Origin of the sequence: Desulforhabdus amnigena, assembly GCF_027925305.1 — a bacterium.
Lineage (GTDB): Bacteria > Desulfobacterota > Syntrophobacteria > Syntrophobacterales > Syntrophobacteraceae > Desulforhabdus > Desulforhabdus amnigena.
This window is the reverse complement of record NZ_BSDR01000001.1, coordinates 2,603,237-2,628,231: the sequence shown is the minus strand read 5'-3', so window position 1 is coordinate 2,628,231 and position 24,995 is coordinate 2,603,237. Positions and strand designations below refer to the sequence as shown.

20 protein-coding genes are annotated in these 24,995 nt (G+C 52.7%); 8 read left to right on the top strand and 12 right to left on the bottom strand.

All coding sequences use genetic code 11. The features are described from left to right. The first annotated feature begins 420 nt into the window (after positions 1-420). The 3 genes from QMG16_RS11225 (at position 421) to lpdA (ending at position 5,948) form a co-directional block, all read left to right on the top strand. Positions 421-3,144 (top strand): 2-oxoglutarate dehydrogenase E1 component, encoded by a 2,724-nt coding sequence (locus QMG16_RS11225; protein WP_281794252.1) that lies wholly within the window; start codon positions 421-423, stop codon positions 3,142-3,144. Positions 3,145-3,207: 63 nt separating this feature from the next. Next, complete coding sequence (gene odhB, locus QMG16_RS11220) at positions 3,208-4,524, top strand: 2-oxoglutarate dehydrogenase complex dihydrolipoyllysine-residue succinyltransferase (RefSeq protein WP_281794250.1); 1,317 nt, start codon at positions 3,208-3,210, stop codon at positions 4,522-4,524. Between the two features lie 2 nt (positions 4,525-4,526). Beyond that, a complete protein-coding gene (gene lpdA, locus QMG16_RS11215; RefSeq protein ID WP_281794248.1) occupies positions 4,527-5,948 on the top strand; it encodes a dihydrolipoyl dehydrogenase in 1,422 nt (473 codons plus the stop codon). A 21-nt stretch (positions 5,949-5,969) separates the two neighbouring features. Here the strand turns inward: lpdA and QMG16_RS11210 are convergent, their stop codons facing one another. The 7 genes from QMG16_RS11210 to QMG16_RS11180 all read right to left on the bottom strand — a co-directional run bounded on the left by QMG16_RS11210 (position 5,970) and on the right by QMG16_RS11180 (position 11,375). Next, complete coding sequence (locus tag QMG16_RS11210) at positions 5,970-6,581, bottom strand: MarC family protein (RefSeq protein WP_281794246.1); 612 nt, start codon at positions 6,579-6,581, stop codon at positions 5,970-5,972. A 152-nt stretch (positions 6,582-6,733) separates the two neighbouring features. Continuing rightward, positions 6,734-6,925, bottom strand: coding sequence for a hypothetical protein (locus QMG16_RS11205; protein WP_281794244.1), 192 nt, complete (start codon positions 6,923-6,925; stop codon positions 6,734-6,736). A gap of 46 nt (positions 6,926-6,971) precedes the next feature. Beyond that, positions 6,972-7,448 carry a YbhB/YbcL family Raf kinase inhibitor-like protein gene (locus QMG16_RS11200; protein ID WP_373878735.1) on the bottom strand — a complete coding sequence of 159 codons (477 nt, stop codon included), beginning with the start codon at positions 7,446-7,448 and terminating at the stop codon, positions 6,972-6,974. Between the two features lie 245 nt (positions 7,449-7,693). After that, positions 7,694-8,191, bottom strand: a complete 498-nt coding sequence (locus QMG16_RS11195) for a DUF3124 domain-containing protein (protein WP_281794241.1) — start codon at positions 8,189-8,191, stop codon at positions 7,694-7,696. Positions 8,192-8,427: 236 nt separating this feature from the next. Beyond that, positions 8,428-9,264 (bottom strand): EFR1 family ferrodoxin, encoded by an 837-nt coding sequence (locus QMG16_RS11190; RefSeq protein WP_281794239.1) that lies wholly within the window; start codon positions 9,262-9,264, stop codon positions 8,428-8,430. 301 nt (positions 9,265-9,565) lie between these two features. After that, positions 9,566-10,627 (bottom strand): hypothetical protein, encoded by a 1,062-nt coding sequence (locus tag QMG16_RS11185; protein WP_281794238.1) that lies wholly within the window; start codon positions 10,625-10,627, stop codon positions 9,566-9,568. A gap of 10 nt (positions 10,628-10,637) precedes the next feature. Continuing rightward, positions 10,638-11,375, bottom strand: a complete 738-nt coding sequence (locus QMG16_RS11180; RefSeq protein ID WP_281794236.1) for a DUF6345 domain-containing protein — start codon at positions 11,373-11,375, stop codon at positions 10,638-10,640. Positions 11,376-12,101: 726 nt separating this feature from the next. Here QMG16_RS11180 and QMG16_RS11175 point away from each other — a divergent pair. From QMG16_RS11175 to QMG16_RS11165, 3 genes are all read left to right on the top strand, one after another. Further along, the gene (locus QMG16_RS11175; protein WP_281794235.1) at positions 12,102-13,289 is read left to right on the top strand and encodes a hypothetical protein; all 1,188 of its coding nucleotides are present in this window, start codon (positions 12,102-12,104) and stop codon (positions 13,287-13,289) included. A gap of 76 nt (positions 13,290-13,365) precedes the next feature. After that, the gene (locus QMG16_RS11170) at positions 13,366-14,547 is read left to right on the top strand and encodes a hypothetical protein (protein ID WP_281794233.1); all 1,182 of its coding nucleotides are present in this window, start codon (positions 13,366-13,368) and stop codon (positions 14,545-14,547) included. Positions 14,548-14,590: 43 nt separating this feature from the next. Then, complete coding sequence (locus QMG16_RS11165) at positions 14,591-15,766, top strand: acyltransferase family protein (protein ID WP_281794232.1); 1,176 nt, start codon at positions 14,591-14,593, stop codon at positions 15,764-15,766. 125 nt (positions 15,767-15,891) lie between these two features. Here QMG16_RS11165 and QMG16_RS11160 read toward each other — a convergent pair whose 3' ends face one another. From QMG16_RS11160 to QMG16_RS11145, 4 genes are all read right to left on the bottom strand, one after another. Next, positions 15,892-17,925 (bottom strand): hypothetical protein, encoded by a 2,034-nt coding sequence (locus QMG16_RS11160; protein ID WP_281794230.1) that lies wholly within the window; start codon positions 17,923-17,925, stop codon positions 15,892-15,894. Positions 17,926-17,953: 28 nt separating this feature from the next. Beyond that, positions 17,954-18,184, bottom strand: coding sequence for a hypothetical protein (locus tag QMG16_RS11155; RefSeq protein WP_281794229.1), 231 nt, complete (start codon positions 18,182-18,184; stop codon positions 17,954-17,956). A 98-nt stretch (positions 18,185-18,282) separates the two neighbouring features. Continuing rightward, positions 18,283-19,191, bottom strand: coding sequence for a PIG-L deacetylase family protein (locus tag QMG16_RS11150; RefSeq protein ID WP_281794227.1), 909 nt, complete (start codon positions 19,189-19,191; stop codon positions 18,283-18,285). Between the two features lie 327 nt (positions 19,192-19,518). Further along, positions 19,519-21,273 (bottom strand): ABC transporter ATP-binding protein, encoded by a 1,755-nt coding sequence (locus QMG16_RS11145; protein ID WP_281794226.1) that lies wholly within the window; start codon positions 21,271-21,273, stop codon positions 19,519-19,521. Between the two features lie 752 nt (positions 21,274-22,025). Between QMG16_RS11145 and QMG16_RS11140 the strand changes: the two genes are divergently transcribed. Together QMG16_RS11140 and QMG16_RS11135 are read left to right on the top strand one after the other, a co-directional pair. After that, entirely contained in the window at positions 22,026-22,988 is a 963-nt protein-coding gene (locus QMG16_RS11140) for a UDP-glucuronic acid decarboxylase family protein (protein WP_281794224.1), read from the top strand. A gap of 192 nt (positions 22,989-23,180) precedes the next feature. Then, on the top strand, positions 23,181-23,915 hold the full coding sequence (locus tag QMG16_RS11135) for an SIR2 family NAD-dependent protein deacylase (RefSeq protein ID WP_281794222.1): 735 nt from the start codon (positions 23,181-23,183) through the stop codon (positions 23,913-23,915). Between the two features lie 128 nt (positions 23,916-24,043). Here QMG16_RS11135 and QMG16_RS11130 read toward each other — a convergent pair whose 3' ends face one another. Next, the gene (locus QMG16_RS11130; protein WP_281794221.1) at positions 24,044-24,703 is read right to left on the bottom strand and encodes a hypothetical protein; all 660 of its coding nucleotides are present in this window, start codon (positions 24,701-24,703) and stop codon (positions 24,044-24,046) included. Between the last annotated feature and the right edge of the window lie 292 nt (positions 24,704-24,995).

Sequence of the window (24,995 nt, the reverse complement as noted above, 5' to 3'; positions counted from 1 at the left end):
GGAAGCGCCCCTGCAAGGGGGCGCTTCTCCTGCCCATCCTCCCGCCCTGCGGGCAGGTCAATAGAGTATCCCATCCCCCCCATCGACGAAGCCTGCCGGTAATTTCAGATCGGCAGTTTAAATCCTTTTTTCATTGCCTGAGCTTGACAAGTTTTGCAGAGCGGTGCTAGCTTTTTTCAAATCAGCGTTCTCATTTACTCATGTCCATTTTCCTGTGTCCTGGCATTTCTTTCGGGAGCGAGGGTTGATTCTCAGATCCATAAACATTCTGGAATTCCGGGCGGAATGATCCTTGCTCTATAACTTGTCCGATATGTTTGCCGGTGAAGGTCTCTCCTTCCTCCAAATGAAGGGGCAAAGTTGAACCGTCCCTCACCGGTTTTATGATCCAGATACGACTTCTTGAAAGGTCATACCCATATGGACGTCTCACTTACCTGGAATGCCGATTTCATCGATTCGCAATACAAGCTTTGGAAATCAGACCCCAAGCGGGTTTCCCGAGAGTGGCGGATCTTTTTTGAAGGGTTTGAACTGGCGGCCTTTCCGGAACGGGAAGCCGTGGGAATTTGCCACAAAAGCGAGGTATTGCGTCAGGCTCGAGTGAACGAACTCATTCATCGCTACCGGGATCTGGGGCATCTGCTTGCGTGCCTTGATCCCCTCGTGAGCTGTCCGACAGATCATCCACTGCTGAACCTTACGGCCTTCAATCTCTCCGGCGAGGATCTGGAACGGTCTTTCTATGCAGAAAATTTTTCGGACTCCGGGCAGGCTCCCTTGAGGGAAATCCTTCAAGCTCTCAAGGAAACCTATTGCCGTTCCATCGGAGTGGAATACATGCACCTGCAGGACCCTGATGAACGAAGCTGGCTGCAGGAACGTATGGAACCCGGTCGAAACCGTCCGCATCTGGAAGCCCAGGACAAAATCCGCATTCTGAACAAGCTTTGCCAGGCGACTCTCTTTGAAGAGTTTCTTCATACTAAATACGTGGGTCAAAAACGTTTTTCCCTGGAAGGGGCCGAAGTAGTGGTTGCCATGCTGGACGGACTCATTCAGCATGCCTCGGAACGGGGGTGCCGGGAAATGATCATGGGAATGGCTCATCGGGGGCGTCTGAACGTACAGGTGAACAACCTGCTCAAGCTGTACGAAACCATCTTTTGCGAGTTCGATGACAACTACGATCCCGAATCTCTCGTAGGCAGTGGAGATGTGAAATATCACAAGGGGTTTATGGCCGATATTCAAACGCTCCATGGGAAAGCGCTGCGCATTCTGCTGGCGAGCAACCCCAGCCACCTTGAAGCGGTGAATCCAGTGGTGGAAGGCATTGCCCGCGCCCGGCAGGATCAAGCGGGCGATCTGGACGGAAAAAAGATCCTGCCTCTCCTCATTCACGGGGATTCAGCCTTTGCCGGACAGGGGATCGTTGCGGAAACACTCAATCTTTCGCAATTGGAAGGTTACCGGACGGGGGGAACGGTTCACATCGTCATCAACAACCAGATCGGTTTTACGACGCTTCCCGAGGATGCCCGCTCCACACGATATGCCACCGATGTGGCCAAGATGCTCATGGTTCCCATCTTTCATGTTCATGGGGAAAATCCCGAGGCCGCCCTCCATGTCGTCAAGCTGGCCTGCGACTACCGCATGGAGTTTGCCAAGGATGTGGTGATCGATGTCGTCTGCTATCGCCGCTATGGCCACAACGAGGGGGATGAACCCTATTACACGCAGCCCCGGATGTATGATCGCATTCGGGAGCGGCCGCCGGTCTATGAAATTTACGCAGAGAAGCTTCAGGACGAAAAGGTCGTTGTCAAAGAAGACCTGGAGCAGATCAAGAGCGGCATTAACGAATGCCTGGCGAGGGCATACGATTCGGAACGGGACAAAACGTGCGGTCCTCCCGAATCCCCATTTTACGAGAGTTGGAGCGAAATTCGCGGGAACTATTCACACACGCCGGTAGAAACAGGCGTGAAGAGAGAGGAACTTGTCTCCATCGCCCGCAAAATGCATCATGTGCCTAAAGGATTTTCCGTCCACCGGAAGCTGGAACGCATTCTGGACCGGCGCCTGGAGGTGGTGGAAAAAGGGGAGGGGATCGACTGGGCCACCGCGGAGCTTCTGGCTTTTGGGTCCCTGCTGCTGGAAGGCACGCCCGTCCGGCTGAGCGGCCAGGACTCTCGGCGGGGAACCTTCAGCCAGAGGCACAGTGTTCTGACCGACATGCACTTGGGCGAACACTATACGCCTTTGAATCATTTGAGCGAAGACCAGGCGCTCTACACGGTGTACGACAGCATGCTTTCGGAAAATGCCGTGCTGGGATTTGAATATGGGTATTCCCTGGCGAGCCCTCGATCCCTGGTGATATGGGAGGCCCAGTTCGGGGATTTTGCCAACAATGCCCAAGTGATCATCGATCAGTTCATTTCCAGCGCTCAGTACAAGTGGAATCGGCTGAGCGGCCTGGTTCTCTTCCTTCCCCACGGTTTTGAAGGACAGGGCCCGGAACATTCCAGCGCCAGGCTGGAACGCTACCTCCAGCTTTGTGCTGAAGACAATATTCAGGTCTGCTACCCCACCACTCCCGCTCAGCACTTTCATATGCTTCGGCGCCAGGTCAAACGCGATTTCAGAAAACCGCTCATCGTCATGACCCCCAAGAGCCTCCTGCGCCATCCCCTCGCTGTTTCAAGTCTTGAGGAGATGGCGTCGGGTCATTTTCAGGAAGTGCTGGACGATGCATTGGAAATCCAGAACCCGAAACGGGTGATTTTCTGCAGTGGAAAGGTCTACTACGATCTGCTGGAACGACGCCGGGATTTGCAGATTTCCAATATTGCCATTCTGCGCATCGAGCAGTTTTATCCCTTTCCGGAAAAACCTCTCGAGAAGATCATTTCCCGGTACGGCAGCGCGGAAGAATGGTGTTGGGTGCAGGAAGAGCCCGAGAATATGGGTGGTTGGAGCTTCATGAGACACCGCCTGCAGGATCGGGTGGGAAAAGCCCTGCAATACATCGGTAGAGCGGCGGCGGCGAGTCCCGCCACTGGCCATCTTGTGACCCATAAGCTGGAACTTACGGCGCTGCTGGACCTGGCCATCGGCATCAAGGCGCAAGGATAAATGGGGGCATTCATTTACAACAGCCCTTCCAACTCTTTTTCGAGGAAGCGGGGAGCGACCACCATGAAAATAGATATCAAGGTGCCTGAAGTAGGAGAATCGGTACAGGAAGCTGTCCTGGCCGAGTGGTATGCAAAGAATGGAGATCGGGTTCGAAAGGACCAGATACTGTTTTTGATCGAAACCGACAAGGTCACTTTGGAGATATCCGCCGAAGCGGACGGGATTCTTGAAATCCTCGTTCCGGAGGGGCAAACGGTGGCTGTCGGCGCCGTGGTGGGGACCCTTGAAACGGAGGTTTCTGCGGCGCGGGGCAAAGAGCAGTCTCCCGTGAAAGAAGCTGAAAAGGAAGCTCCCGAGGTGGAAAAGCCTTCAAAGGCCCCCAAAATCCCTCCACAGGCCGGGAGGGCTTTAGAAGCGGAGCCGAAGCGGCAGGAGGTTCCAGGCATGGATATAGCTCCTTCGGTGCGGGAGATGTTGGAGGAAAAGGGACTCGACGCGTCTAAAATATCGGGAACAGGTCCGGGAGGGAGAATCACCAGGGGGGATGTTCTCTTGTATCTGGAGGAAACTTCCGGGGAAAGGGGTGAGGAAAAACCCCGACCGGCGCCGGGGAAGGTAGCCAAACCACCTGCTGCTGCAGAAACCGGCACAAAGGAGGAAGAGGGGCCTTCCCTCGAAGAAAAGATCACCCGCAAAACCATGACCCCCATCCGGCAGCGCATCGCCGCCCGTCTTCTCGAAGCGCGGCAGAACACGGCTATGTTGACCACTTTCAATGAAATCGACATGAGCCGGGTGAAGGAGATTCGAACGCGATTCAAAGACATTTTTCGTGAAAAGCACGGGGTTTCCCTCGGGATCATGTCCTTTTTCATCAAGGCTTCCATTGCTGCCTTGAAGGAGTTTCCCGAAGTCAACGCTTTCATCGAAGGAAAAGAAATCGTTTATCACCACTATTATCATATCGGAGTGGCCATAGGAGCGGAACGGGGGCTTGTTGTTCCCGTCATTCGCCATGCGGACCGGCTCAGTTTTGCCGAACTGGAACAGTCCATTGTGGATTATGTCCAGAGCATCAAGGAAAATCGACTGCAACTCTCGGACCTGGAGGGAGGCACCTTCACCATCAGCAATGGAGGGGTGTTCGGGTCGCTCCTGAGCACTCCGATTCTCAATACGCCTCAAAGCGGCATCCTGGGGCTTCACAAAATAGAAGACCGCCCCGTCGTTGTGGACGGCCAGATCGTGATTCGGCCCATGATGTACGTGGCTTTCAGTTACGATCACCGCATCATCGACGGCCGTGAAGCTGTGAACTTTTTGAAACGTATCAAGGAATGCATCGAAAATCCCGAGCGGATCATGATGGAGATATAAAAATGGGCGGCCAGGACAACCACGATCTCATTGTCATCGGAGCGGGCCCCGGCGGATATGTTGCCTCCGTTCGTGCCGCTCAGTTGGGTTTCAAGGTGGCCTGTGTGGAGAAAGATCCTCACCCGGGTGGTGTCTGCCTCAATGTGGGCTGTATCCCCAGCAAAGCCCTCCTGGACTCGACGGAATATTATCATCTGGTAAAAGAGCGGCTGGCGGAACACGGCATTCAGACGGGAGAGGCAACGTTCGACCTGGGTGCCATGATGTCCCGCAAGGAGCAGGTAGTCCGGGAGCTCACCGAAAGCGTTCGCAACCTTCTGGAAGGAAACGGGGTCGAGATCGTCCGCGGGGTGGGGCGCCTGGCGAGCGAAGATACCGTTGAAGTGATGGCCGGAGAAAAATCTAGGTCGGCAATACGGAAACTGAGAGCCGGAAAAATCCTCCTTGCGGCCGGGAGTGAGCCGATTTCCATACCGTCCCTTCCTTTTGACGGGGTGCATATCATCACTTCCACGGAAGCGCTGGCGTTAGATACCGTGCCCGGGCATCTTGGAATTGTCGGCGGCGGGTATATCGGCCTGGAACTGGGTTCCGTGTGGCGGCGTCTGGGAGCGCAGGTGACCGTGATCGAGATGCTGCCAAGGATCGCCTCCACTCTGGATGCCCAGGTGGGACGCGCCCTGGAGCGGGCTCTCGGCAAACAGGGATTCAGCTTCCATTTCAAGACCAAAGTGACGGAAGCCCATGTGGAGGGTGGAGAAGTCCGCCTCACCCTGGATTCCGAAGGGCAGGAAAAAACGATGACCTGCGATCGTTTGCTGGTGGCCGTGGGACGCAGACCCCTCACGCGAGGGCTCGGCCTGGAAGAACTCGGGATGAAACTGACGCAGCAGACGCGGAAGATCTGGGTCGATGGGCAGTATCGCACCAGCATCCCTTCGATTTATGCCATAGGAGACCTCATCGACGGTCCCATGCTGGCTCACAAGGCTTCGGCCGAGGGCATAGCAGCCGTGGAGTGTATGGCGGGGTTGCCGGGCGAAGTCAATTACGACGCCATTCCTGCTGTGGTTTACACGTCCCCCGAAGTGGCTGGCGTCGGTCTCACCGAGGAAGAGGTGAAATCTCGAGGCGTCGAATACAGAGTGGGGACTTTTCCCTTCGCGGGCAATAGCCGGGCGCGATCCCTGGGAGAAAAGGAGGGTTTTGCCAAAGTGATCGCCCATGCGAAAACGGACCGTCTTCTTGGGGTGCACGTCATTGGTCCGCGAGCGTCCGAACTCATCGCCGAATGCGTTGTAGCCATCGAATTCAATGCAAAGTCCGCGGATATTGCCCGGGTGGTCCATGGACATCCGACTCTTTCTGAAACCCTGCATGAAGCGGCGATGGCTGCGCGCAAGAGCTCCCTCCGTGGGTCTTGAGCTGGAAAGCCTGATCCGTCCTCAATGGTTCAGTAGCACACTCCTGATTCCCGTAAAGACGATCTGGGCCGCCAAGGCAGAGAGGATCAGCCCTGTCAGTTTGCTGAGGATGTTGAGTCCTCTGCGGCCGACGATGCGTTCGATGGAAGATGCCATAAAGAGCATGATTCCCACACAGAGTACGGCGACGGTGAGTGCCCCGCAACCCATCACTTTCAGGAAGGTATCCTGAGTTTCTGCTCCCATGACGAGAAGTGCGCCTGTCGTAGCCGGTCCGACGATAATGGGGACAGCCAGGGGAACGACCGTGATGTCGTTGTTATCTTGTGTGAGAGGTGCAGCGCTGGAAGTCTTTCGCACGAGATCCACGGCGGAGAGAAACAGGAGGCTTCCCGCACCGATGCGGAAGGAATCCAAAGTGATGCCGAATACGTAAAAGATACTGTTACCGAAAAAATAGAGGACAAAGCAGGCTACTATGACGGAACCGGTAACGCGCAGGGCGATGAGACGTCTTGCTGCTGCTTCCAAATCGGCTGTCAGGGAGAGAAACATGGAAAGCGCAAAAAAGGGGGTCAGTAGAAAGAAAAATTTGATCCAGACACTGATAAAGAATCGAACGGCATCGCTCATGATCTTGGGGTCCCATACTCCGCTTTTCGCCTAGCTTGGGTAGATAAAATCTTTTTTGTTAACATAAAAATATAATAATTTAACTACAGTTACACTGTAGTTTGGCAGTCGCAGGGAAATCGTGATACCCGATGGGCGAACCGGTCAGGTTTTCAGTCCTTGTTTTTGGATGCGTAATATTCCTCGTAGCACCACTCACAAATCAGGTTCTCATTCTCATCCATTCTTTCAACCATGATGTGGGGATGAAGCAGGGGAAGTGCCCGTCCACACCTGTGGCAGTTCATTTCCAGTCCCGTGCGCCGGGGAGCATTCTGTTTTTTAGCGTCATCTTGTGATTTCATGAACCGTTGCTCCGTGAGATAAGGTATTTTGGGCTATTGCCGGGTATCAGCGGGAACGTTGATAGGTTCCCACAAGTTCACACTGTTCCAGGATGTGTCCCTGCATCGCTTTTTCCAGCTGAGCCTTGGTGGGTTTGCCGAGATCGGGCAGGACCGTATCGAGAGCATAAAGCTTGTGGAAGTAGCGGTGTCGCCCGATGGGGGGGCAGGGTCCTCCATAGCCGGTTCGTTTCCAGTCATTGAGGCCTTCCCGGGTGCCTTCCGGGAGGTCCTTGGCCTTTACTCCTTCAGGCAGACCGGTAGCGGTGGGGGGAATGTTGTAAAGCACCCAGTGCACCCAGGTCATTTTGGGAGCTTTGGGGTCGGGGGCATCCGGGTCATCGACAATGAGTGCGAGGCTTTTGGTTCCCTGCGGTACACCGGACCATTGGAGAGGAGGGGAAGCATCCTGGCCGTCACAGGTATAACGACGGGGGATGGAACCATCCTGCGAAAAGGCTTGCGAGGTGATCTCAAGAGACATGGCGTATTCTCCTTTCTGAGCTTTGGATTCAGCCGCCGCAAAAGGGGCGGGAATCCCGTCCATCAGCATAAAGGCCAGTACCGTAATGAAGCATAGAATGGATGGGCTTGGAAAGCGCCGCAAATGAAAAGTCCCGGCATGACGCGTTGGAACAAAACAAAATCGTGGCATGTCCTTTTCTCCCTTTTTCGGTATTTCTTAAATGAAGGAAAACAGAGCCGAAACTCATTGCCGCTCAGTTGCTTTCAATCCCGGTGTTCCATGATTTCCTTTCCAGGGCAGACAAACGAGATGCCCTGACCCGATTCCACTCCCGTCATCACGGTTTCGATGATGGGACGGTTCACCCCGCTTTTTGCGCTCCAACGCACTATGAAGTTTGCGCCCGAGCCTCCCCTGGTGTCCTTTTCCTCGACATAGAAGTAGGTTGAAGCCAGGGGCTTGAGGACCTGTGGCGCTTCCATGAAATCCCGGATTTTCCTGCCGTCTGAATCATAATAGTCGGCCGATTCAACAGTGATGGGAAATTGAGGATCCGTATTGCGAATGCTCAGAGTTGCAGCCAGAGGAAATGGACGGACTCGAGGCCCGTAGTAAATATTGGAATACACGGATACGTAGACCATGGCGCCTGTCGAGAGGTCATCCTTTGTCCCTCCGAAAGCCGAGAGCGTCAGAACAAGAACGAAGAGGGGTACTGCTGCTACGAAAAGCCAGCGGGGAAAAAATCTCGTAAAAACCATTCCGTCTGCTCCTTTGGCGGACCCTGTTCCGTGAGCGGGTACTGGATCCGTTTAAGTTTTCCTGGGCTTTCTCTTTTGGGAGTTGGCATATTTCAATATCCCATTACTCACCACGGAGACACGGAGGGCACGGAGAAGACTTTGGAGTTCTTACGGAATTTCCCTGTGATCTCTGTGCCTCCATGGTAAATGGGGATTTCAAGAGCGACTCACTTCCTTTCACTACATTACGCGACTCAGAAAAAGATCTGAGTAGGGGGCTTTTCGTGGTTTTGTCGAGCCATATTTCGAAGGTGTTCATCGGAGGAGGAGAGGTCTAGAATGATGGCGGATTCCGGGCAAATGCGGGCACAGCTCCAGCATGCGAAACAATCGTTGCCGAACCGGGGATAGGGGTCCAATGAAATGGCGTGTGCCGGGCAATTTTCCGCACAGATTCCACATTGAGTGCAAAGGCTTGCATCGACTCCAAATTCCGGGTGCATCTTCTTGGCCATTCCTATGTTTTTGCCCTGAGCGGCGCTTTTCCTCTCGGGTGGAAGATAATCCAGAACACTCAAGGAAATGGGCGATCTTTGCTCTCCTGCAAGCTTTGCCAGCACCTGATCTACGAGACTCTTTACCGCAGCGTCATCGTTCTCATCCGGATGTCCCATCCCCAGGGGTTGTTCACATTGCCACATGGAAGAGTGCGTCGCTACGACTTTTGCGGCGCCGAGCAGGAGAAATCCCTTTTCTTCAAGCATCTGACCCATCTCAAGCAGGGCCACGCCGCTGCTGACGCCTCCCCAGGTCACAAACGGCACGGCATACCCGCCTTTTCGCGATGGCAAACCTCTCAGAAAGGCTTCCACCGGAGGAACCGCGTGATCGACGTAAACGGGAGAGGCGACCCACAGGCAGAGAGATTTTTCATCTTCGATGAATGTTTTTGAAATTGCCTTCAGGTCGTCTTTTCGAGCCAGGTCGCATTTCAAAACGGTGCACTCCATTTGCCTGAGTCTTTGACCAATTACTTCGGCCACATGCCGTGTAGAACCAGCGGGCGAACTGTACGCTATGATATGTCTCAAGGTCTATCCTTTATTTTCTGATGGAGCGGCCATAAAGAGTTCATGAATGTCGCTTGCCGACATTGAACAAATCTATATATCGGAAAGTTGATAAATCTGAAGCACATTTTCTCCAAAAAAGGAAAGGATTTTTTGTCTCCAATCTCTCTTATACCTTGCCGTATCCGATCTCGGACAAGCGCCTGGAGATGGAACAAGACTCAGCGCTCACTGAAAAGTACCCACCGACACAGTGTAGCCCTTCCAAGAATGTTGGAAGGGCTACACTGATGATGAGCTGTATATTCCCCTCCGCCAATGCTCAATCGGGATCCTTATCCTCTAAAGTGAAAGGAGATGTGGGCTGAGATGATTCATCCGACATTTTTTGTACTTTCGAGCTTTGGCGTGGCAGAGCCTTGCGCCTCCTGTCGGATTTATATTCTTCTCCCTCTTGCCATAGGGGCTCCGGCTGTTTGGTCAGAGCCGCCACATACCTGGTGTATCGAGTGCCCTCGGCCTTTTCCGTGCCTTTGTAAAAGGCGGTACAGTCAAATACGTAGATGGGCTGGAGATAGTTCTGGGACTGGTTGATCCCGCGCTCCAGGTAGGCGAGAGTGATGTTGTTTACGTTTACCTCTGATATGTCGGCCAAAAGCGTATCACCGAGAGGGTTCTTATTGAACTCATCCCTGGCGCCGAAGACACCGATGAGCGGTTTCACGCTTTCAGCTTTCAGGGAGCGCCACACGCGCAAATAACCTGCCACCATCCCCTCTGAATCATGAAAGATCTTGATCTTACCGCCAGGACCAATCACCTTGTAACCATTGAGAATCCGCCGGTAGGTAATATTGGCTCCCAGAGGAAGCACCTTCTGCTTGCCTTCTTTGTCAGTGAGCTCGACAGAATCGGTGGAGAAGCGCCTCACAGTCTTTTCTTGAGGGTTTCCATTGATTTCATATAGAAAGGTTGCTGTTGCCGCTAGGATCTGCTTCCTGTTGAGGGGCGGCACTTCATCGTTGAATCCAGGCACTCTTGCCCAGAGTCTGTTGAGGTCCGCCGCAAATATCCCCCCCGAAGCCTTCTGCATGTCCACGACCATGTTGCTTTCGCTGCCGAAAAATTTCTTGACGGCTTCCATCTGGGATTCTCCACCCTGGTCGGGACTGGTACGGTAAACCATCAATCTTCCGGGTAGCTTCTTTGCCAACTGCTCCAGGTCGACCTTGTAAACGACCTTAATTTCCGTAGCAGTTACATTGGGTTGTGAAGCGGAGCCATGCCGGACTGCTTCTTCTTTGGCCCAGGCTTGACTGTCCATCAGGAGGAAAGCACTGATGATTGCGACGACAAAAAATCCGGACAATTTGGTTGCTTGCATCGATGCCTCCTTAGTCGCAGTCATGGAATGAGCACCAGTATGAATCTGCAGGATACGGGTCAGCGCTTTGGGATCCGAATCCCCAGATATGATCGGACGCAGGACTGATGCTGCCCTTATTGGCTCCCATGACGGAAGCGAACGTTCCAGCTCCTTCCGTCTGCTCGGCGGCATAAAACCATGCCTGCATGAGGGTCCATCCATCCACCAGCTTATTGGCGAAGTACTCACCCCGATCGCACATGTCGTGGGCATTGGTATCGAAGCTGGCTATTAAATGAAGTCCCCGGAAGGCATCTTCCCAACAGGTCCACTGGAAATCATGCTGGACGCAAGAGCAGTCGTCAAAGATGATCCACTCGAGATCCTTATTTCCCCATCCCGCCTCGTCAGCCCAAAGTCTGCAGTCATCGTGAGTTGTGTTGCCGAAGGCGAAGCGGCACCGGTTGCCGTGATCCGCATGCAAGGCGATATCTGCTTTATCTATCCAGTTCTGGTCACCGGGTTCCTTGAAATCGCTCTCCCAGGCAAGCGAGTTGCCGAAGTTAAAGAGCCCTACGTATCCATTGTCGCGAAGGATATTGTAAAATCGAACCGCTACGTCATCACGACAGGAAAGATCGTTGTTTCCACATGGATTGCAGATGTTTATCCATTCCACAGCGACCTCTCTGTCGGCGTCACACCAACCCGATGTGGCCATCCCTCCCAGGAGGAAGAGCACTGCCAGGATTGAAGTCTTTTTCATTCTATCCTCCATTTGTCATTCATGGTAATAGCTGACCCCAGGTGATGTCGGTACAGGAGAGAGCAAGATGAGAAAGAGCCAGAGCTCCCCTGGAGTAAATTCCCCCTTCACGAAAGCTGCACATCCAGGCCACACCGGATTTGTTCGTGACCCGGAACATCATATGGCCCTCCCATTACTCAGAATCGATTCCATTTTCATCCTCATGGGTGAAATGGACCGCAATTCATGGCATGTTAGGTTAGAAGAAAAATAACATTGGTTGAAATGATGAGACGTCCGCTCAGTGGATTTTCCTCTTGAAGTCTCTCACCTCCTTTGCGTGGAATTGTCAAAGGGTGAAGTTGACACAAGCCTGCAAGCAAGAACATCATCTCAGATCATTTAAGGAGAGCTGGTTTCTGGATCAATGGATAAAGCGAGAAAAATGAAATATAAAAAACTTTTTAAAAATCTACTACTTATCATTAATAATGTCAAGAAAGTTTTTGCTTTGATCAGCAATTCTCATTTTGGATGTCTCTCGTGATTTTGGGATTTTCGACATCCCCCCTCAAACCCCCTTCAAAGTGAGACTTTATCCTAAAAATTCCCCTCCCTCGAGGGAGGTAGGGGGCACAAGTTTTTCAAAATGAAAACTGCTGATTGCATGATAATTAAAGATGTTTTTCTGGATTGGTGTGATATTCTAATAATTTTATTCGTTCATTATGGGAGGGAAAAAGAATGGGAACTTCGCGTCTTCGTATTATTGTTACGGGCTTGGTCGGGCTCTATCCTGTGGGCGGTGTGGCGTGGGACTATCTGCAGTATGCGATCGGCTTTGCCCGGATGGGGCATGACGTGTACTATCATGAAGACACATGGAGCTGGCCCTATCATCCGCTCCAGAAAACCTATACCGAGGATCCGGGGTACTCGGTGAAGTATCTGGAAGACTTCTTCAAGAACTATGCGCCGGATCTATGCAGCCGCTGGCACTATCGCCATTTGCACGCGACCAGTTACGGCATGGACAAGGCGGCTTTCGATGCAGTGGCCGGGACGGCCGATATCTTTCTCAATGTCAGTGGAGCGTGCATCATACCCGATACGTTGTCTCCCCGCTGCACCAGGATATTTCTCGATACGGATCCCGGCTACAATCAGATCATGCTGAGTGAGCGTCTGGAGTGGTCGGAAAATGTCGAAAGGTGGTGTGCCGGTGTCGCCGAGCACGATCAGCATTTCACCTATGCCGAAAACATATACGGGGCCGACTGTACCGCCCCTCGACTGGATTTCAAGTGGAAGACCACCCGCATGCCCATCGTAATGGATTTATGGGAACCTCTTGCACGGCGCGTTTCTCACGAAACGTCTCCCTGGTCGACCATCATGACCTGGAACGCATTCAAGGGAAAGCTGATCTACAAAGGCGTCGAGTATGCCAGCAAGGGGGCTGAGTTCGAAAAATTGATCGACCTTCCCCGCCAGGTCGGGGTTCCTCTCAAGGTTGCCGTGGGGGGAGTGAACGCCCCCCTGGAGCGTTTGGCTGCGGCAGGCTGGCAGGTGGTCGACGGCCCTGAAGCCACAGTGACTCCAGCCAAATATCAAGATTTCATCCTGGGATCCCGGGGAGAGATTTCCCCGGCAAAGCATGTGTATGTGGCCATGCGAACCGGATGGTTCAGCTGCCGTTCCGCCTGCTACCTGGCAGCTGGGCGGCCCGTGGTGGTCCAGGACACGGGATTTTCATCTTTGATTCCCTGCGGGAAAGGCATTCTCGCTTTCAACAGTGCGGAAGAAGCTGCAGATGCGCTCCGTAAAGTGGAGAATGACTACGCCTTCCATGCAAAAGCCGCTTTCGCTGCCGCTCGCGAGTATTTCGACTCATCCAGAGTCCTCGGAAAAATGATCGAAGATGCATTATAATCTTTTTTGTTAGAGAGCGGATTGGGTTGGTTAATGTGACAATGTCAAGCTAAGAGTTTAAAAAGGAAAACGAGCCATGAGCCCGGCAAAACCTTGTAAGGGAAAGATTATCGTTTTTGGAATCATCTTCTGGTATCCGCTGGCAGGAGTGACCTTTCAGTTTCTTCATTACTTGATGGGACTTCGACGCCTGGGTTATGATCCCTATTACGTGGAAGATTCGGGGCGTTGGATTTATAATGCCCGAACATTCGAGTTCTCCCCCGACGCCTCGGAAAATATTGCGGCGGTGGCTCCCGTTCTCGATCAGTACGGCTTCAAGGACCGGTGGGTTTTTAGAGGCAATTATGAAGGGGGACGGTGCTACGGGATGAGCGAAGCGCAACTGCTGCAGCTCTACAAAGATGCCGACGCATTCCTCAACGTGACGGCATCCCAGGAGCTCCGCGAAGAACACATGAACGTTCCACGCCGCATCTATGTGGAATCCGATCCGTTCGCCGTGCAGGTGAAGGTCGCTCAGGGAGACCAGCCCACTCTGGATGCTTTGGCTGCACATGATACCCATTTCAGCTTCGGAGAAAACTTTGGTGCTCCCGACTGCGATCTTCCCCTGGAGGGTGTGGACTGGCTCCCCACGCGCCAGCCGGTCCTTCTCGACCTGTGGGATAATCCTTATGCCCCGTCACGCGATTCGGCTTTCAGCACCATCACCACATGGCACAACAAGGGCAAGAACATCGAGTACCGAGGGAAGACCTATTACTGGACCAAGGATCGCGAATTCTTGAAATTCCTGGATCTTCCCCAGCGCCGGAATGTCCCCTTTGAACTTGCGCTGGAAGTGGATGAACCCACCCATCGGCTTCTCACGAAAAATGGCTGGCGCCTGGTGCATTCCCTGGACGTGTCCAAGGATATCCATGACTACCGCAGATATATCCAACAATCCCACGGAGAATTCACTGTGGCCAAGGAACAGGTGGTGCGGCCCCGCACCGGTTGGTTCAGTGACCGGAGTTGCTGTTATCTGGCGGCGGGGCGCCCCGTGATCACGCAAGAAACGGGCTTCAGCAACATTTTGCCCACAGGGAAAGGACTTTTCGGATTTCTCACCATGGAAGACATTCTTGCCGCAGTGGACATCATCGAAAGCGATTATGAAGGAAGCTGCCGGGCCGCACGCGAAATCGCTGAAGAATACTTTGCTGCGGAAAAGGTTCTGGCAAGTCTCCTGGAACGAGCTGGGCTGACGTGATTTTCAGCCGTTCCCGGGCGCTTTTCCCTCTCTGGAGAATCATGTGAAGATTTCATCAGTCGTACCCGCCGCTCAAAGACTGACATGGCTCGATACCATGCGCGGGATATGCATTCTGTGGATCGCTTTTTTCCACTTTTTCATCACTTATGACAATGGCAGGTTTCCCTGGCCTCTTAACCTGAAAACCTTCTTTCCTTTTGTGTCTGATTGCGGAGCTGGTTCGGGCATTCTGAGTTGTACGCTGGATGCCCTGCTTGCCGCCCTTTTTGAGCGCGGCCCGCAGGCAGTCGGGGTTTTCATCATCTTGAGCGGCTTCGGTCTCACCTATTCCCTGACACGAACGGGGTTTCCGAAAGATGGCTGGGCTGGCTGGTACGGAAAGCGTTTGCTGCGCCTTTTCCCTATGTACTGGCTGGCGCACCTGATCTACCTGATTTCTCCTCTTGTGTACAAGCATGACCCCGTGGATTACCGGTTTCTTTTGAGTTTCCTTGGGGACCGGGTTTTCCCCGTGGACGCCATGTTTTATTACATCAACCCTGCGTGGTGGTATTTCGGTCTGATTCTGGAACTCTGCGTCGTTTACCCGCTCCTTTTTCGCACGATGCAAAAAGTGGGGGTTGCCTGGTTTCTCGTGCTGAGCGGCCTCATAACCCTCTCCAGCCGTTTTCTGCTTCACTTTGTCTTCCATGCGCATTGGAATTATGTCCAGGGGGCCTTTTTCGGAGCCAGACTCTGGGAATTCGCGGTGGGTATGGCTCTTGCCTTCTTCTTTCGCAAGCGCCCGGAAGACGTGATACGGCATCTTTTCTCCTGGCCGATGCTGCTGGCTGGAATCCTTGTCTACAATCTCGGCGTTTATGCATATCAGCCGAACATCGCCTTCATTTGCAGTGATGCGCTCATGGGGACCGGGCTGTTTGTCATTATAGCCCATGTCGCCCGGTGGATAAGTGCCGTGCCTCTCCTTGGCCGGGCCCTCCCCCCGGTGGGTGTGTATTGCTACAGCGTCTACCTGCTGCACCAACCCTATGTCATGTATTTTGGAAAACAGTTCGTCGGCCTCAGTATGCCCCTCTATGTGGTCTTCGCCTGCATCGTGTTGGCGGTCATCTGCTGGAGTGGCATCGCATTGGAGCGCCTGGTGAACCGTTGGGTGAGCCTGATGGAGGGGCGGCTGAAATTGATTTCGTCGCCACCGGCCATTGCGGGTTAGCACCGAAAACCTGTCCGAAAACCCTTCTCGGCAGCGTCCCCCTTTAGTCCCCCCCCCGAGGGGGGGGACTAAAGGGGTTGTTTCAAAGTCCACAGGAAATTTCCGGGTGGGTTCTTAAGTGAGCTTCAATCGTTCTGCGCACGCTGTTCCGCGGTAGAATCCCGCAGCACAACGATCCGTAGAGTTTCCGGGTCCTCGGCGCTCTTCAGAGTGGGGGCTCCGAACCAGGTCATGGTCATTTCCCTGTAGTAACTGGCAGCGGTGATATTCATCTTCAGTTTCATTCCGTCCTTCAGAGCTGGGATTCCGAGCCAATCCGAGGGGAAAAAGGCTTCAACGGCCATATGAGGCAAAAACTTGCGGAGTCTCTGGACATGCCCCTGAATCGGCATGCGCTCCATAGGACCGTTTTCTACCTGACGGTAGAGTTGAGGATTGATTTCAAAACCGTCCGGAAGAGCCGGATTTTTTTCCGGTATGAGATAAATGACGAAATGGTTGAGCCTGCCGCCTTCCGCCTCTACCTGAAGATGGATCTGGAAGGCTTCGGCCTGAGGAAATTCTCCCTTGTAGTCGAGGAAAAGCGGATCCACAAAGGTGTTGGCGATACTTGCCAGATAAAGTCCCTCCGGTTTCCAACAGAGATGAAAGTCGCCAAAGGGGACATAGGGTTGTGGGGTCTGGAGCCCCTGCAGTCGCGTGTTTGCCTTGTCCCAATCCACGAGGGATTGGTCCGTCACGTCGATGGAGTGCAGCGGCTTCAGAATGGTTGGTGTTCCTGCCGAAGAGGAGGGGATTGCAGGGTTTTGCGCCTTTACAGGAATTATATTTTCGTTGAGTAATGAGGCGCGAGGGTGCCCTTCTTTGTGGTATGCCTCGAGCACGGGGTTCAGCCGCTGGAAGAGGTCCGTGACCTCTTCATACGGTCGGTTTGCCGTATCCACGAGGCCCATATTGTAGTCTTCCCCGTCCTCACGCCCGCCGAGAGGCTCGTCCGCGTACTGGAACCAATGAACGCCCACTATGTTGGGAAATCTTGCAAAATTGACCAGGGCTGCAGCGGCTCCCCAGGCGCGTTCCGCCTGAGTATCCACGGTCATGAGGTGACCGGGCTTGGGGTGTTCCTTTCGAGCCGTTTCATTGCGGTTTCCGCTTCGATTTTCTTCTGCGGCAAAGAAAAATTCCGTCACCAGAACAGGTTTTCCCGTCAGCCGTTGAAGACCTTCAAAGTAGTAGGGGGCGATCCATCCATCGGGGGTGTCCACGTTGTAGTTCGTGGATATGACATCCACATTGTCTCGCATGGCTAGAACGGCATCCTGGTGATAGTAGAGGGGGAGGCGGTCTCCGAGAATGAGTGCGCCCGGATGTGCCTTGCGAATGGCCTGGGACATCAACTGATAGTAATGTCCGGCACAAAGTGCCATGAATCGATCGACGAGGTGTATGCCTTCACCGCCTGCCCTCAACTTGAGTTGGGAGCCGGCGCGCTTCAATTCTTCGAAACTTCCAAGACCACCCTGGGGAACCCAGTCTTTGAGCAGAAGGTTCCAGTCGCCGCCATAGTGATCGTGGAGAAGCTGCCAGAGCACTCGTTTCGTATGATTTTCCCAGCCGGCTTTGAGATACCATGTGAAAAGAGGCGAATTCCACCATCCGACTTCGTTGTCTGAGTAATAGCCGATGAGAAGAGGGTCATTCTGGTAAGGGGCGGTGAGTTTTTTGGCCCACTCCAGGGTCGTGGCTTCCATGGCGGGGTCAAAGGGGTCAAACCAGTGAAACTTCGCATTCCTGCCAAGTTCCAGGTCTACCGTGAGGGCAAGTCCCATATCGGGAGAGGGGTCCGACCAGCCCCCCCGGGTATTGAACCCCCATCCGTCGAGCTGGCTTCCAACAGTTTTGCGCCATGCGTCGAGAGAAGGGTAAAAGTTTTTCCAGTAATAAGCCTGGTTCTGGCGGCTTTTTTCCGTTTCCATGGCCCCCGACACGATGTTCACTCCCTTGGAAAAAAAAGGCCGTCCGTCCGGTGTCCGCAGCCATTGGACTCCGTCCGCCTCCATGGTCGTCCAGCCCTGGGAGGGGACCTCGGAAGTCTGCGCCGCCACGCTGCCGGCTGCCAAAAGGAATGTAAGAAGTATAGAAGCTAATAGACGAATCATATATTTCCTTTTTTACATGAATGAGGGCTCATGATGATTTACTATGAACAGTTGAAACCTTGACTTCTGTAAGTTTTGTAGGAGCGCCTTCCAGGCACGATTTTTTTGGGAACAGGCTATTTTTGTCGCGGCTGGAAGCCGCTCCTTGTATCATCAAGAAGTCATGATCTCGTCCGCATGGAGTATAACTTCGCTTTTCAAGAGCGTTTCCCGCTTTCCCTGTCGCCTTGTATCTCTTTGCCTTTTTCCATTTTTTCATTGTGATCGTTCCAGCCATGGGGCTGATGAAAAAGCGGGGAGATGATCGGAAGAACAGGCACCCCGCACCAGGAGCGCGGCAAGGTCCGCTGCCGGCGCTCAACTCCTGGACCGCTTGAAACGTGCGGCGTATTCTATCGGAATATTAAGTGTTTGTGTTGAGCTTAGCTGGCAGAAGAGTTCGTCGGAGCGCATGAACTCCTTGAGGAATTCTCCTAGCACCTGTATTTGCGTGTGATGTGCTGCAAGGGCACGTTTTTTCCCTTCCAGTTCATTGGCGGTAAGATGCAGATTGTACCATTGAGCTGAGGCAAGTACCTTGCCGGCAGCCCTTGTGCCGCCAATGCCGGTTACACTGATTTCCTTGATCCACTGGTTCGAGGATGGGTAGTCAAAGTAATGGACGAGATAGGTAAAAATTTTTGTTTCGCTGAAGGAAATATCACCTTTTTCATTCAATTGGCGCACCGCGTCCAGCACGAAAACTCCCGTGGTGCAATGATCCGGATGGTAATCCCGTGGATCCGGCAGAACAATCCAGTCGGGTATGAACCCTTCCAGCGTGCGGCTGATCTCTTCTTTCAAGTCCATTCCCGCATATTCCGTCCATCGGCTGAAGCGCTCTTTGTATTCCGGTCGGCTGTAACGGGTATAAGGCGATGTATAGGGTCTGATGCTGGACCAATGTTGTGACCACAGGTCATCGATGCCGTCGTCGGGAAACCCCAGAAAAATACCGTTTTCAGGTTGAAGCCCCAGGGCCCGCAGAGCTCCAAGGGCTTCATCGTGGCGTTTCTCCCCATATTCGATGAAATCGTTGGAGGATGTGTTTTTCTCCTTCAGGCTGGTTCGCACTCCTTCTGTATAGCCATCTCCATTGGTCACAAATACGACCCGAACACTGCCGCCCTTTTCCAGTACTCTCTGGATGAGACCTCCTGCGGCCAATGTCTCGTCGTCCGGATGTGGAGAAAAAACCATCAGGCGCAAGCCAACGGGGATTTCCATTTCTTGGCTGGCAATCGGCCACGGGACAGAAGTATTCGTCGGAATGGATAGAGATTTTTTGGGAATGAGAGACCTTGCAATGCTGTTGGAATTGTTCCATGACCGTGTGCCATCGTTTAGCGGCACGGCTGGTTGTATTGTATGCGAGGTGTCGTGAGTCCAGAGAATCCAGCTTCCAAGTATCAAAAAAAACAGTCCGGATAAGAGTCTGATAATCCAGGTTCGCATGGTCTTTTGCCTTCCGTCGCAAAGGGGTCAAGAATGAATTCGCTACGAACGAAGCGAAAAACAGCCGAAAAGTTCCATATCTTGCTACGGTATTTATATTTATTCTTCCAGGCTGAATTGACTGCGGTAAAGAGATGCAAAAGGACCTTGTCCCTTCACCAGTTCTTCGAAATCACCTTTCTCCACGATTTCGCCGCCCTTAACGACAATGATGACATCTGCCTGCCGGACGGTGGAAAGGCGGTGAGCAATGATGAAGGTCGTACGCCCTCTGGTGAGTTGGTTGAGCCCCTCCATGATGAGCGCTTCTGTTTCGGCGTCCACAGAGGAGGTAGGTTCATCCAGGATCAAAATGGGTGCGTTCCTCAGGATGGCCCGGGCAATGGTGATGCGCTGCCTTTCCCCTTCGGACAGAGTGGCTCCCTGCTCTCCGATCACCGTGTCGTATTTGTTCGGAAGGCGGTCTATGGATTCATGGATGCGCGCCAGACGGGCGGCTTCGATGACTTCCTCCAGAGTGGCCTCAGGGCGGCCGTAGGCAATGTTTTCCCGAACGCTTATGGGAAAAACAAGGGGCGGCTGAAGCACCATGGCGATCTGCTGACGCAGGGATTTGGTCTGGAATTCACGGATATCCGTTCCGTCAATGAGCACTCTGCCCGCCTGTGGTTCATAAAAGCGGGGAAGAAGGCTCACCATGGTGGATTTCCCCACGCCCGTGGGACCCACAATGGCGACTCTTTGCCCCGGTTGAACGTGAAGATCGATCTTCTTGAGAATCGGCTGCCCCGGCATATATTCAAAGGAAACAGCCTCCCAGGCGACTTCACCCTTTGCTCCCTCTCGGGGAAAAGTCCGGTGCCCCTCTTTGATGTCCCTTTCTACGTCAAGGATTTCAAAAACCCTTTGCACTCCCACTTTCGCGCCCTGGATGATTCCCCAGGTCTGGCTGATGGTATTGATGGGGGCGTAGAGGGAAGCGAGGTATGTGGTGAAAACAACGATTTCGCCAACTGTCAGGGAACCGGAGAGAACATGGCGTGCTCCCACCCAGACCACGAAAGCCGTTCCGAGTGCCATGACTACATTGATCACGCCGGAATAAAAGGTCTGCAGAGTGTAAAGCCTCAAACTGGCATCCAGGCTGAGATCACTGGCCGTCATGAATTTTCTGTGTTCGTCCTCTTCCTTGGTGAAGGCCTGCACGATACGCATGGCGGACATGCCTCTCTGCACTATGGAATAGACTTCGCTTTCCTGCTGGCGGGCGAGGGTTGCTGCGGTGGAGATGCGCCCGCTCAGAAGTGAAATGGTGACAAAGAGGGCAGGGACTACGGCGAGGGAGAGCAGAGTGAGTTGCCAGTCGATTTTGACCATTACGAAAAACATTCCCCCCAAAAGCGCGGCTGCCGTAACGATGGGGAAAACGCCATTCATGGTGAGGCTCTGAATGGCATAGGTGTCCGCCGTGACCCTGTACATGAGGTCACCCACCTGGCGGCGGCTGTGAAAGGCCAGGGAAAGGCGCTGCAGATGGCTGTAAATATCACGCCGCAGGTCGTTGACCATCCGCTGGCCGATTCTGATGGTGGTATAGTTGTTGAGGAGTGTGATTCCCCCCAGGATGAGGTAGATCATTACCAGCCCCAGACATGACAGAATGAGAATCGTCTGGTGGGAAAACCCGGCCGCAAATTCCCAGGGGATGGGTTTGTTGCCGAGTACATTGTCGATGACGATTTTAATAGGCCATGGCTTCAGAATTTCACAGGCACTCATCAGAAAGACCTGGGTCAAAGCGAAAAGAAACGGTAAACGGTAGGGCAAAAGATAAGGCATAACCTTGCGTATCATTTTTAACCATCACCTTTGGGGATGCGCGGAAGCGACAGCGTCCGGGAAGTAGTCTTTCCATCAGGATAAATGTTCACCCCTCGGGTCTGTCAGCTCTTCTCTGCAGGAAAGAAGGCGGAAAGATGCAGGAGGGGGCGAACTGCTTCTAAGAGCCTATCCGGAAACCACCTGTGGACTTTGCGACACCCCCCTTGGTCCCCCCTCGAGGGGGGACCAAGGGGGGTGTCCGCTGCCGAGGTAGGTTTTCGGATAGGCTCTAAATAGAGAAATCCCTCCTTGGGATTCAACTCAGCTTGATACCACCTTAAAGAAAAGGATTACATTTCATCTTTTTTAAGGGAACGGGAGGATTTCTAACCTAACCAAATGAGGTAATCAACTGTAAATTTTGTGACTTCCTGTATTATCCGTTGTGGCAAGGAGCGGGCTCATTCTGCCATGAAAAAATTCCTCCTCAAGTCAATACTGCTTATACGAACCGTTGAGGGTTTGTGGTTGTAAGTTCCAATCAATAGTCTAAAATATTAACAATTGCAGATAAATATGATCCAACGAAATTTATCGAATGGAGTGTATTATTTTCAGCAGAAGACATTGTAAAAATTCAGGAGAAGATTTACATTTAGCCAACTGCTGGAGTTGTTTGGCCTTTTGAGATTAAGTATTGGAAATAATTTAAAGAAGTTTATGGTTTGTCTTGTCGAGAGAACTGACGGAAGATTTCATTTTGATCCTTTGGGAAAGGAATTTTCATGCATATTCGTAAACGTTGTGCAGTAACCGGCGGCGCCGGATTTTTGGGTTCTCACCTGTGCGAAAGGCTTCTCAAGGATGGCTACGATGTGCTCTGTATCGACAACTTTTATACGGGCAGCAAACGCAATATTTTGCATCTTTTGAATAATCCCTATTTTGAATTGTACCGGCATGATATCACCTATCCTCTCTATATAGAGGTGGATGAGATCTACAATCTGGCCTGTCCCGCATCTCCCATCCATTATCAGAACGATCCGGTTCAGACGACCAAAGTGAATGTGCATGGCTCCATCAATATGTTGGGATTGGCAAAAAGAGTGCGGGCTAAAATCATGCAGGCATCCACATCAGAGGTTTACGGTGATCCCAAAGTGCATCCTCAGCAGGAAAGCTACTGGGGCCATGTGAATCCCATCGGTCGGCGTTCCTGCTATGATGAAGGCAAGCGTTGCGCCGAAACCCTTTTCTTCGATTATCACCGTCAGCATAAGTTGCTCATCAAAGTGGCCCGTATATTCAATACCTACGGCCCGCGTATGCATCCGCAGGATGGCCGTGTGGTGTCCAACTTTATCGTCCAGGCCCTGGAAGGGAAACCCATCACCATTTATGGCAAGGGGACCCAGACCCGCTCTTTTTGCTACGTAGACGATCTGATCGAGGGTTTTATCCGGCTCATGAACACGCCTGACAGTTTCACAGGGCCTGTAAACCTGGGGAACCCTGGGGAATTCACCATCCTGGAACTGGCCGAAAAAGTGATCGCCATGACAAAATCGAAGTCGGAGCTGATCTTCAAACCTTTGCCCGAAGATGATCCCACCATGCGGAGACCCGATATCACTCTGGCCAAGCAGCATTTGAACTGGGAACCCAAAATCCCGCTGGAAGAAGGTCTGCGCAAGACCATCGATTATTTCGATGATCTCATGAGATCCGGGGGATCGGCCAGCTGATTCCTTCCCATGAATAACGATTGGAACCGTCAGTTTTTTTGTCTTCTTTCCCTGTAAATGGGAGGGGAAGGGGCGGCCGCTCTCTTCCACAGTCGCCTCTTCGAGGCTGCAATCGCTTTCTGCAGCCTCGAAGAGATTTCTCTCCGCGTTTTTTGCCCTCTTTTTCTCACCTTCGAACAGGAAGGATCGGTCATGATCGAACAGTCCGCTGAAGAAAAAATCCGTGTCGTGAAAGAAAAGCTGGCACAGTCCAAACGGGTCGTTGTTCTGACGGGTGCCGGCATTTCGGCGGAATCCGGAGTCCCGACTTTCAGGGGTGAGGGCGGTTTGTGGCGGCAGTACCGGGCAACAGATCTTGCCACTCCGGAAGCCTTTGCCCGCGACCCCAGGCTGGTCTGGGAATTTTATAACTGGCGCAGGGAACTGCTGGCCCCGCTCAAGCCCAATGCTGCGCATTTTGCCTTGGCTGAAATCGAAAAGAAAGTGCCCCACTTCACTCTCATCACTCAAAACATCGACGGTCTCCACCACAAGGCGGGCAGCAGAAATATTCTGGAGCTTCACGGCAATATCTGGTGGCTTCGCTGCACCGGTTGCAGCGGCCTGGTGGAGGACCGGACGGTGCCCCTTCCGGAACTCCCCCTGTGCAAGGCTTGTGGATCTCTTTTGCGTCCCCATGTGGTCTGGTTCGGGGAAATGCTCGACCCGAAAATTTTGGATCAGGCGTACAGTACGGTGCAAAAATGCGATTTGATGATGGTGATCGGCACTTCAGGGACGGTGCAGCCGGCGGCTTCCATGGGAATGCAGGCCAAGAATGCGGGAGCCATGGTGGTGGAGATCAATCTGGAGCCGACCCCTTACACGGCTGCCTATCACTTGAGTCTTATCGGCAAGGCGGGAGATATTGTTCCTCTGCTGAAATGACGGCTGTTCATATAAATTTTATGAAAGAAGGCTCACGCCTCATGATGACATCGCTTTTCAAGGGCGTTTCCCTCTTTCCCTATCACCTTGCATCTCTTTGCCTTTTTTCATTTTTTGTTGTGACTGTTTCATTGTGGAGCGGGAACCAAATTCTTCACTTCTGAGATGAATTTTTCGCGCTCCTCCGGATTGGGGATGGCCATGCCGACCACATGATCCAGACTGTCCAGGATCTCTTGCTTCACTCTCATTTCCCTCTCGTTTCCCGGTTCTCCCTTCGTTTCGAGCTGCAAGTAAATGAGGCGGGTGAGCACGAGGGCGAGGTTGGCCGTCGCATCGTGAACGGCGATCATCTGCTCCTTCGTATTCTCTGCAAGCCCCTGAAGTTCCCTCATGCGCTGTTCCTGAACTTTCAGCCCGTCATCCAGCTTCTTTGCAGCTTGTATGAGCGTTTCATCCATCTTTTTCTTCTCTTCCAGGTTTTGGGAAGCGCTTTTCACATCTTCAATCATAGCCGCAAGAGCTTTGCGGCGAGCATTGGATTCCTCTTCAATGGCCGAGATCGCTTCCCGCTTGATGCTTTGGACCTTGTCTTCAAAAGGCTGGATGCCCGGGACCTCCCACCGGACGTTCCGCATCCAGTCATGGTTGGCGATGCTCCAGCCGGAAATCAGTGCGAAAGCCAATAAAATGGCAGTGAGACCATTGCCGATGTGCTTTTTCAGGACAAGGAAAATGACCAGTCCCGTCAAAATCAAAAAGACGCTCAATGCGATAATTTCTCTCATTTTCTGTACCTCTTGCAATTGAACCGAATCGTTCGATGAGGCCAAAGATTTATTCCAATACCCCGAGGTTGGAATGAGCGGTTTGCCGATGAAGTAACTGCCTTACCGACTGGAAAAAAACGTTTTTCTTTCTACACAACAATCAGGAAAAATCATATGTAGTTAGGGAGTGAGCCGCTCTTAAAACTTTTATTTTACCACGCAAGCACAGAGATCACGGAGGAATCCCATAAGAATTCCAAAATTTTCTCCGTGCCCTCCGTGTCTCCGTGGTGAATAAACGGGATGTTAG

Bases quoted from the DNA above. Each gene is read 5' to 3' on its own strand.
- QMG16_RS11225 (WP_281794252.1), top strand. From the start codon at position 421: ATGGACGTCTCACTTACCTGGAATGCCGATTTCATCGATTCGCAATAC.
- odhB (WP_281794250.1), top strand. From the start codon at position 3,208: ATGAAAATAGATATCAAGGTGCCTGAAGTAGGAGAATCGGTACAGGAA.
- lpdA (WP_281794248.1), top strand. From the start codon at position 4,527: ATGGGCGGCCAGGACAACCACGATCTCATTGTCATCGGAGCGGGCCCC.
- QMG16_RS11210 (WP_281794246.1), bottom strand. From the start codon at position 6,581: ATGAGCGATGCCGTTCGATTCTTTATCAGTGTCTGGATCAAATTTTTC.
- QMG16_RS11205 (WP_281794244.1), bottom strand. From the start codon at position 6,925: ATGAAATCACAAGATGACGCTAAAAAACAGAATGCTCCCCGGCGCACG.
- QMG16_RS11200 (WP_373878735.1), bottom strand. From the start codon at position 7,448: ATGTCTCTTGAGATCACCTCGCAAGCCTTTTCGCAGGATGGTTCCATC.
- QMG16_RS11195 (WP_281794241.1), bottom strand. From the start codon at position 8,191: ATGGTTTTTACGAGATTTTTTCCCCGCTGGCTTTTCGTAGCAGCAGTA.
- QMG16_RS11185 (WP_281794238.1), bottom strand. From the start codon at position 10,627: ATGCAAGCAACCAAATTGTCCGGATTTTTTGTCGTCGCAATCATCAGT.
- QMG16_RS11180 (WP_281794236.1), bottom strand. From the start codon at position 11,375: ATGAAAAAGACTTCAATCCTGGCAGTGCTCTTCCTCCTGGGAGGGATG.
- QMG16_RS11175 (WP_281794235.1), top strand. From the start codon at position 12,102: ATGGGAACTTCGCGTCTTCGTATTATTGTTACGGGCTTGGTCGGGCTC.
- QMG16_RS11170 (WP_281794233.1), top strand. From the start codon at position 13,366: ATGAGCCCGGCAAAACCTTGTAAGGGAAAGATTATCGTTTTTGGAATC.
- QMG16_RS11160 (WP_281794230.1), bottom strand. From the start codon at position 17,925: ATGATTCGTCTATTAGCTTCTATACTTCTTACATTCCTTTTGGCAGCC.
- QMG16_RS11155 (WP_281794229.1), bottom strand. From the start codon at position 18,184: ATGAAAAAATGGAAAAAGGCAAAGAGATACAAGGCGACAGGGAAAGCG.
- QMG16_RS11150 (WP_281794227.1), bottom strand. From the start codon at position 19,191: ATGGAAATCCCCGTTGGCTTGCGCCTGATGGTTTTTTCTCCACATCCG.
- QMG16_RS11145 (WP_281794226.1), bottom strand. From the start codon at position 21,273: ATGATACGCAAGGTTATGCCTTATCTTTTGCCCTACCGTTTACCGTTT.
- QMG16_RS11140 (WP_281794224.1), top strand. From the start codon at position 22,026: ATGCATATTCGTAAACGTTGTGCAGTAACCGGCGGCGCCGGATTTTTG.
- QMG16_RS11135 (WP_281794222.1), top strand. From the start codon at position 23,181: ATGATCGAACAGTCCGCTGAAGAAAAAATCCGTGTCGTGAAAGAAAAG.
- QMG16_RS11130 (WP_281794221.1), bottom strand. From the start codon at position 24,703: ATGAGAGAAATTATCGCATTGAGCGTCTTTTTGATTTTGACGGGACTG.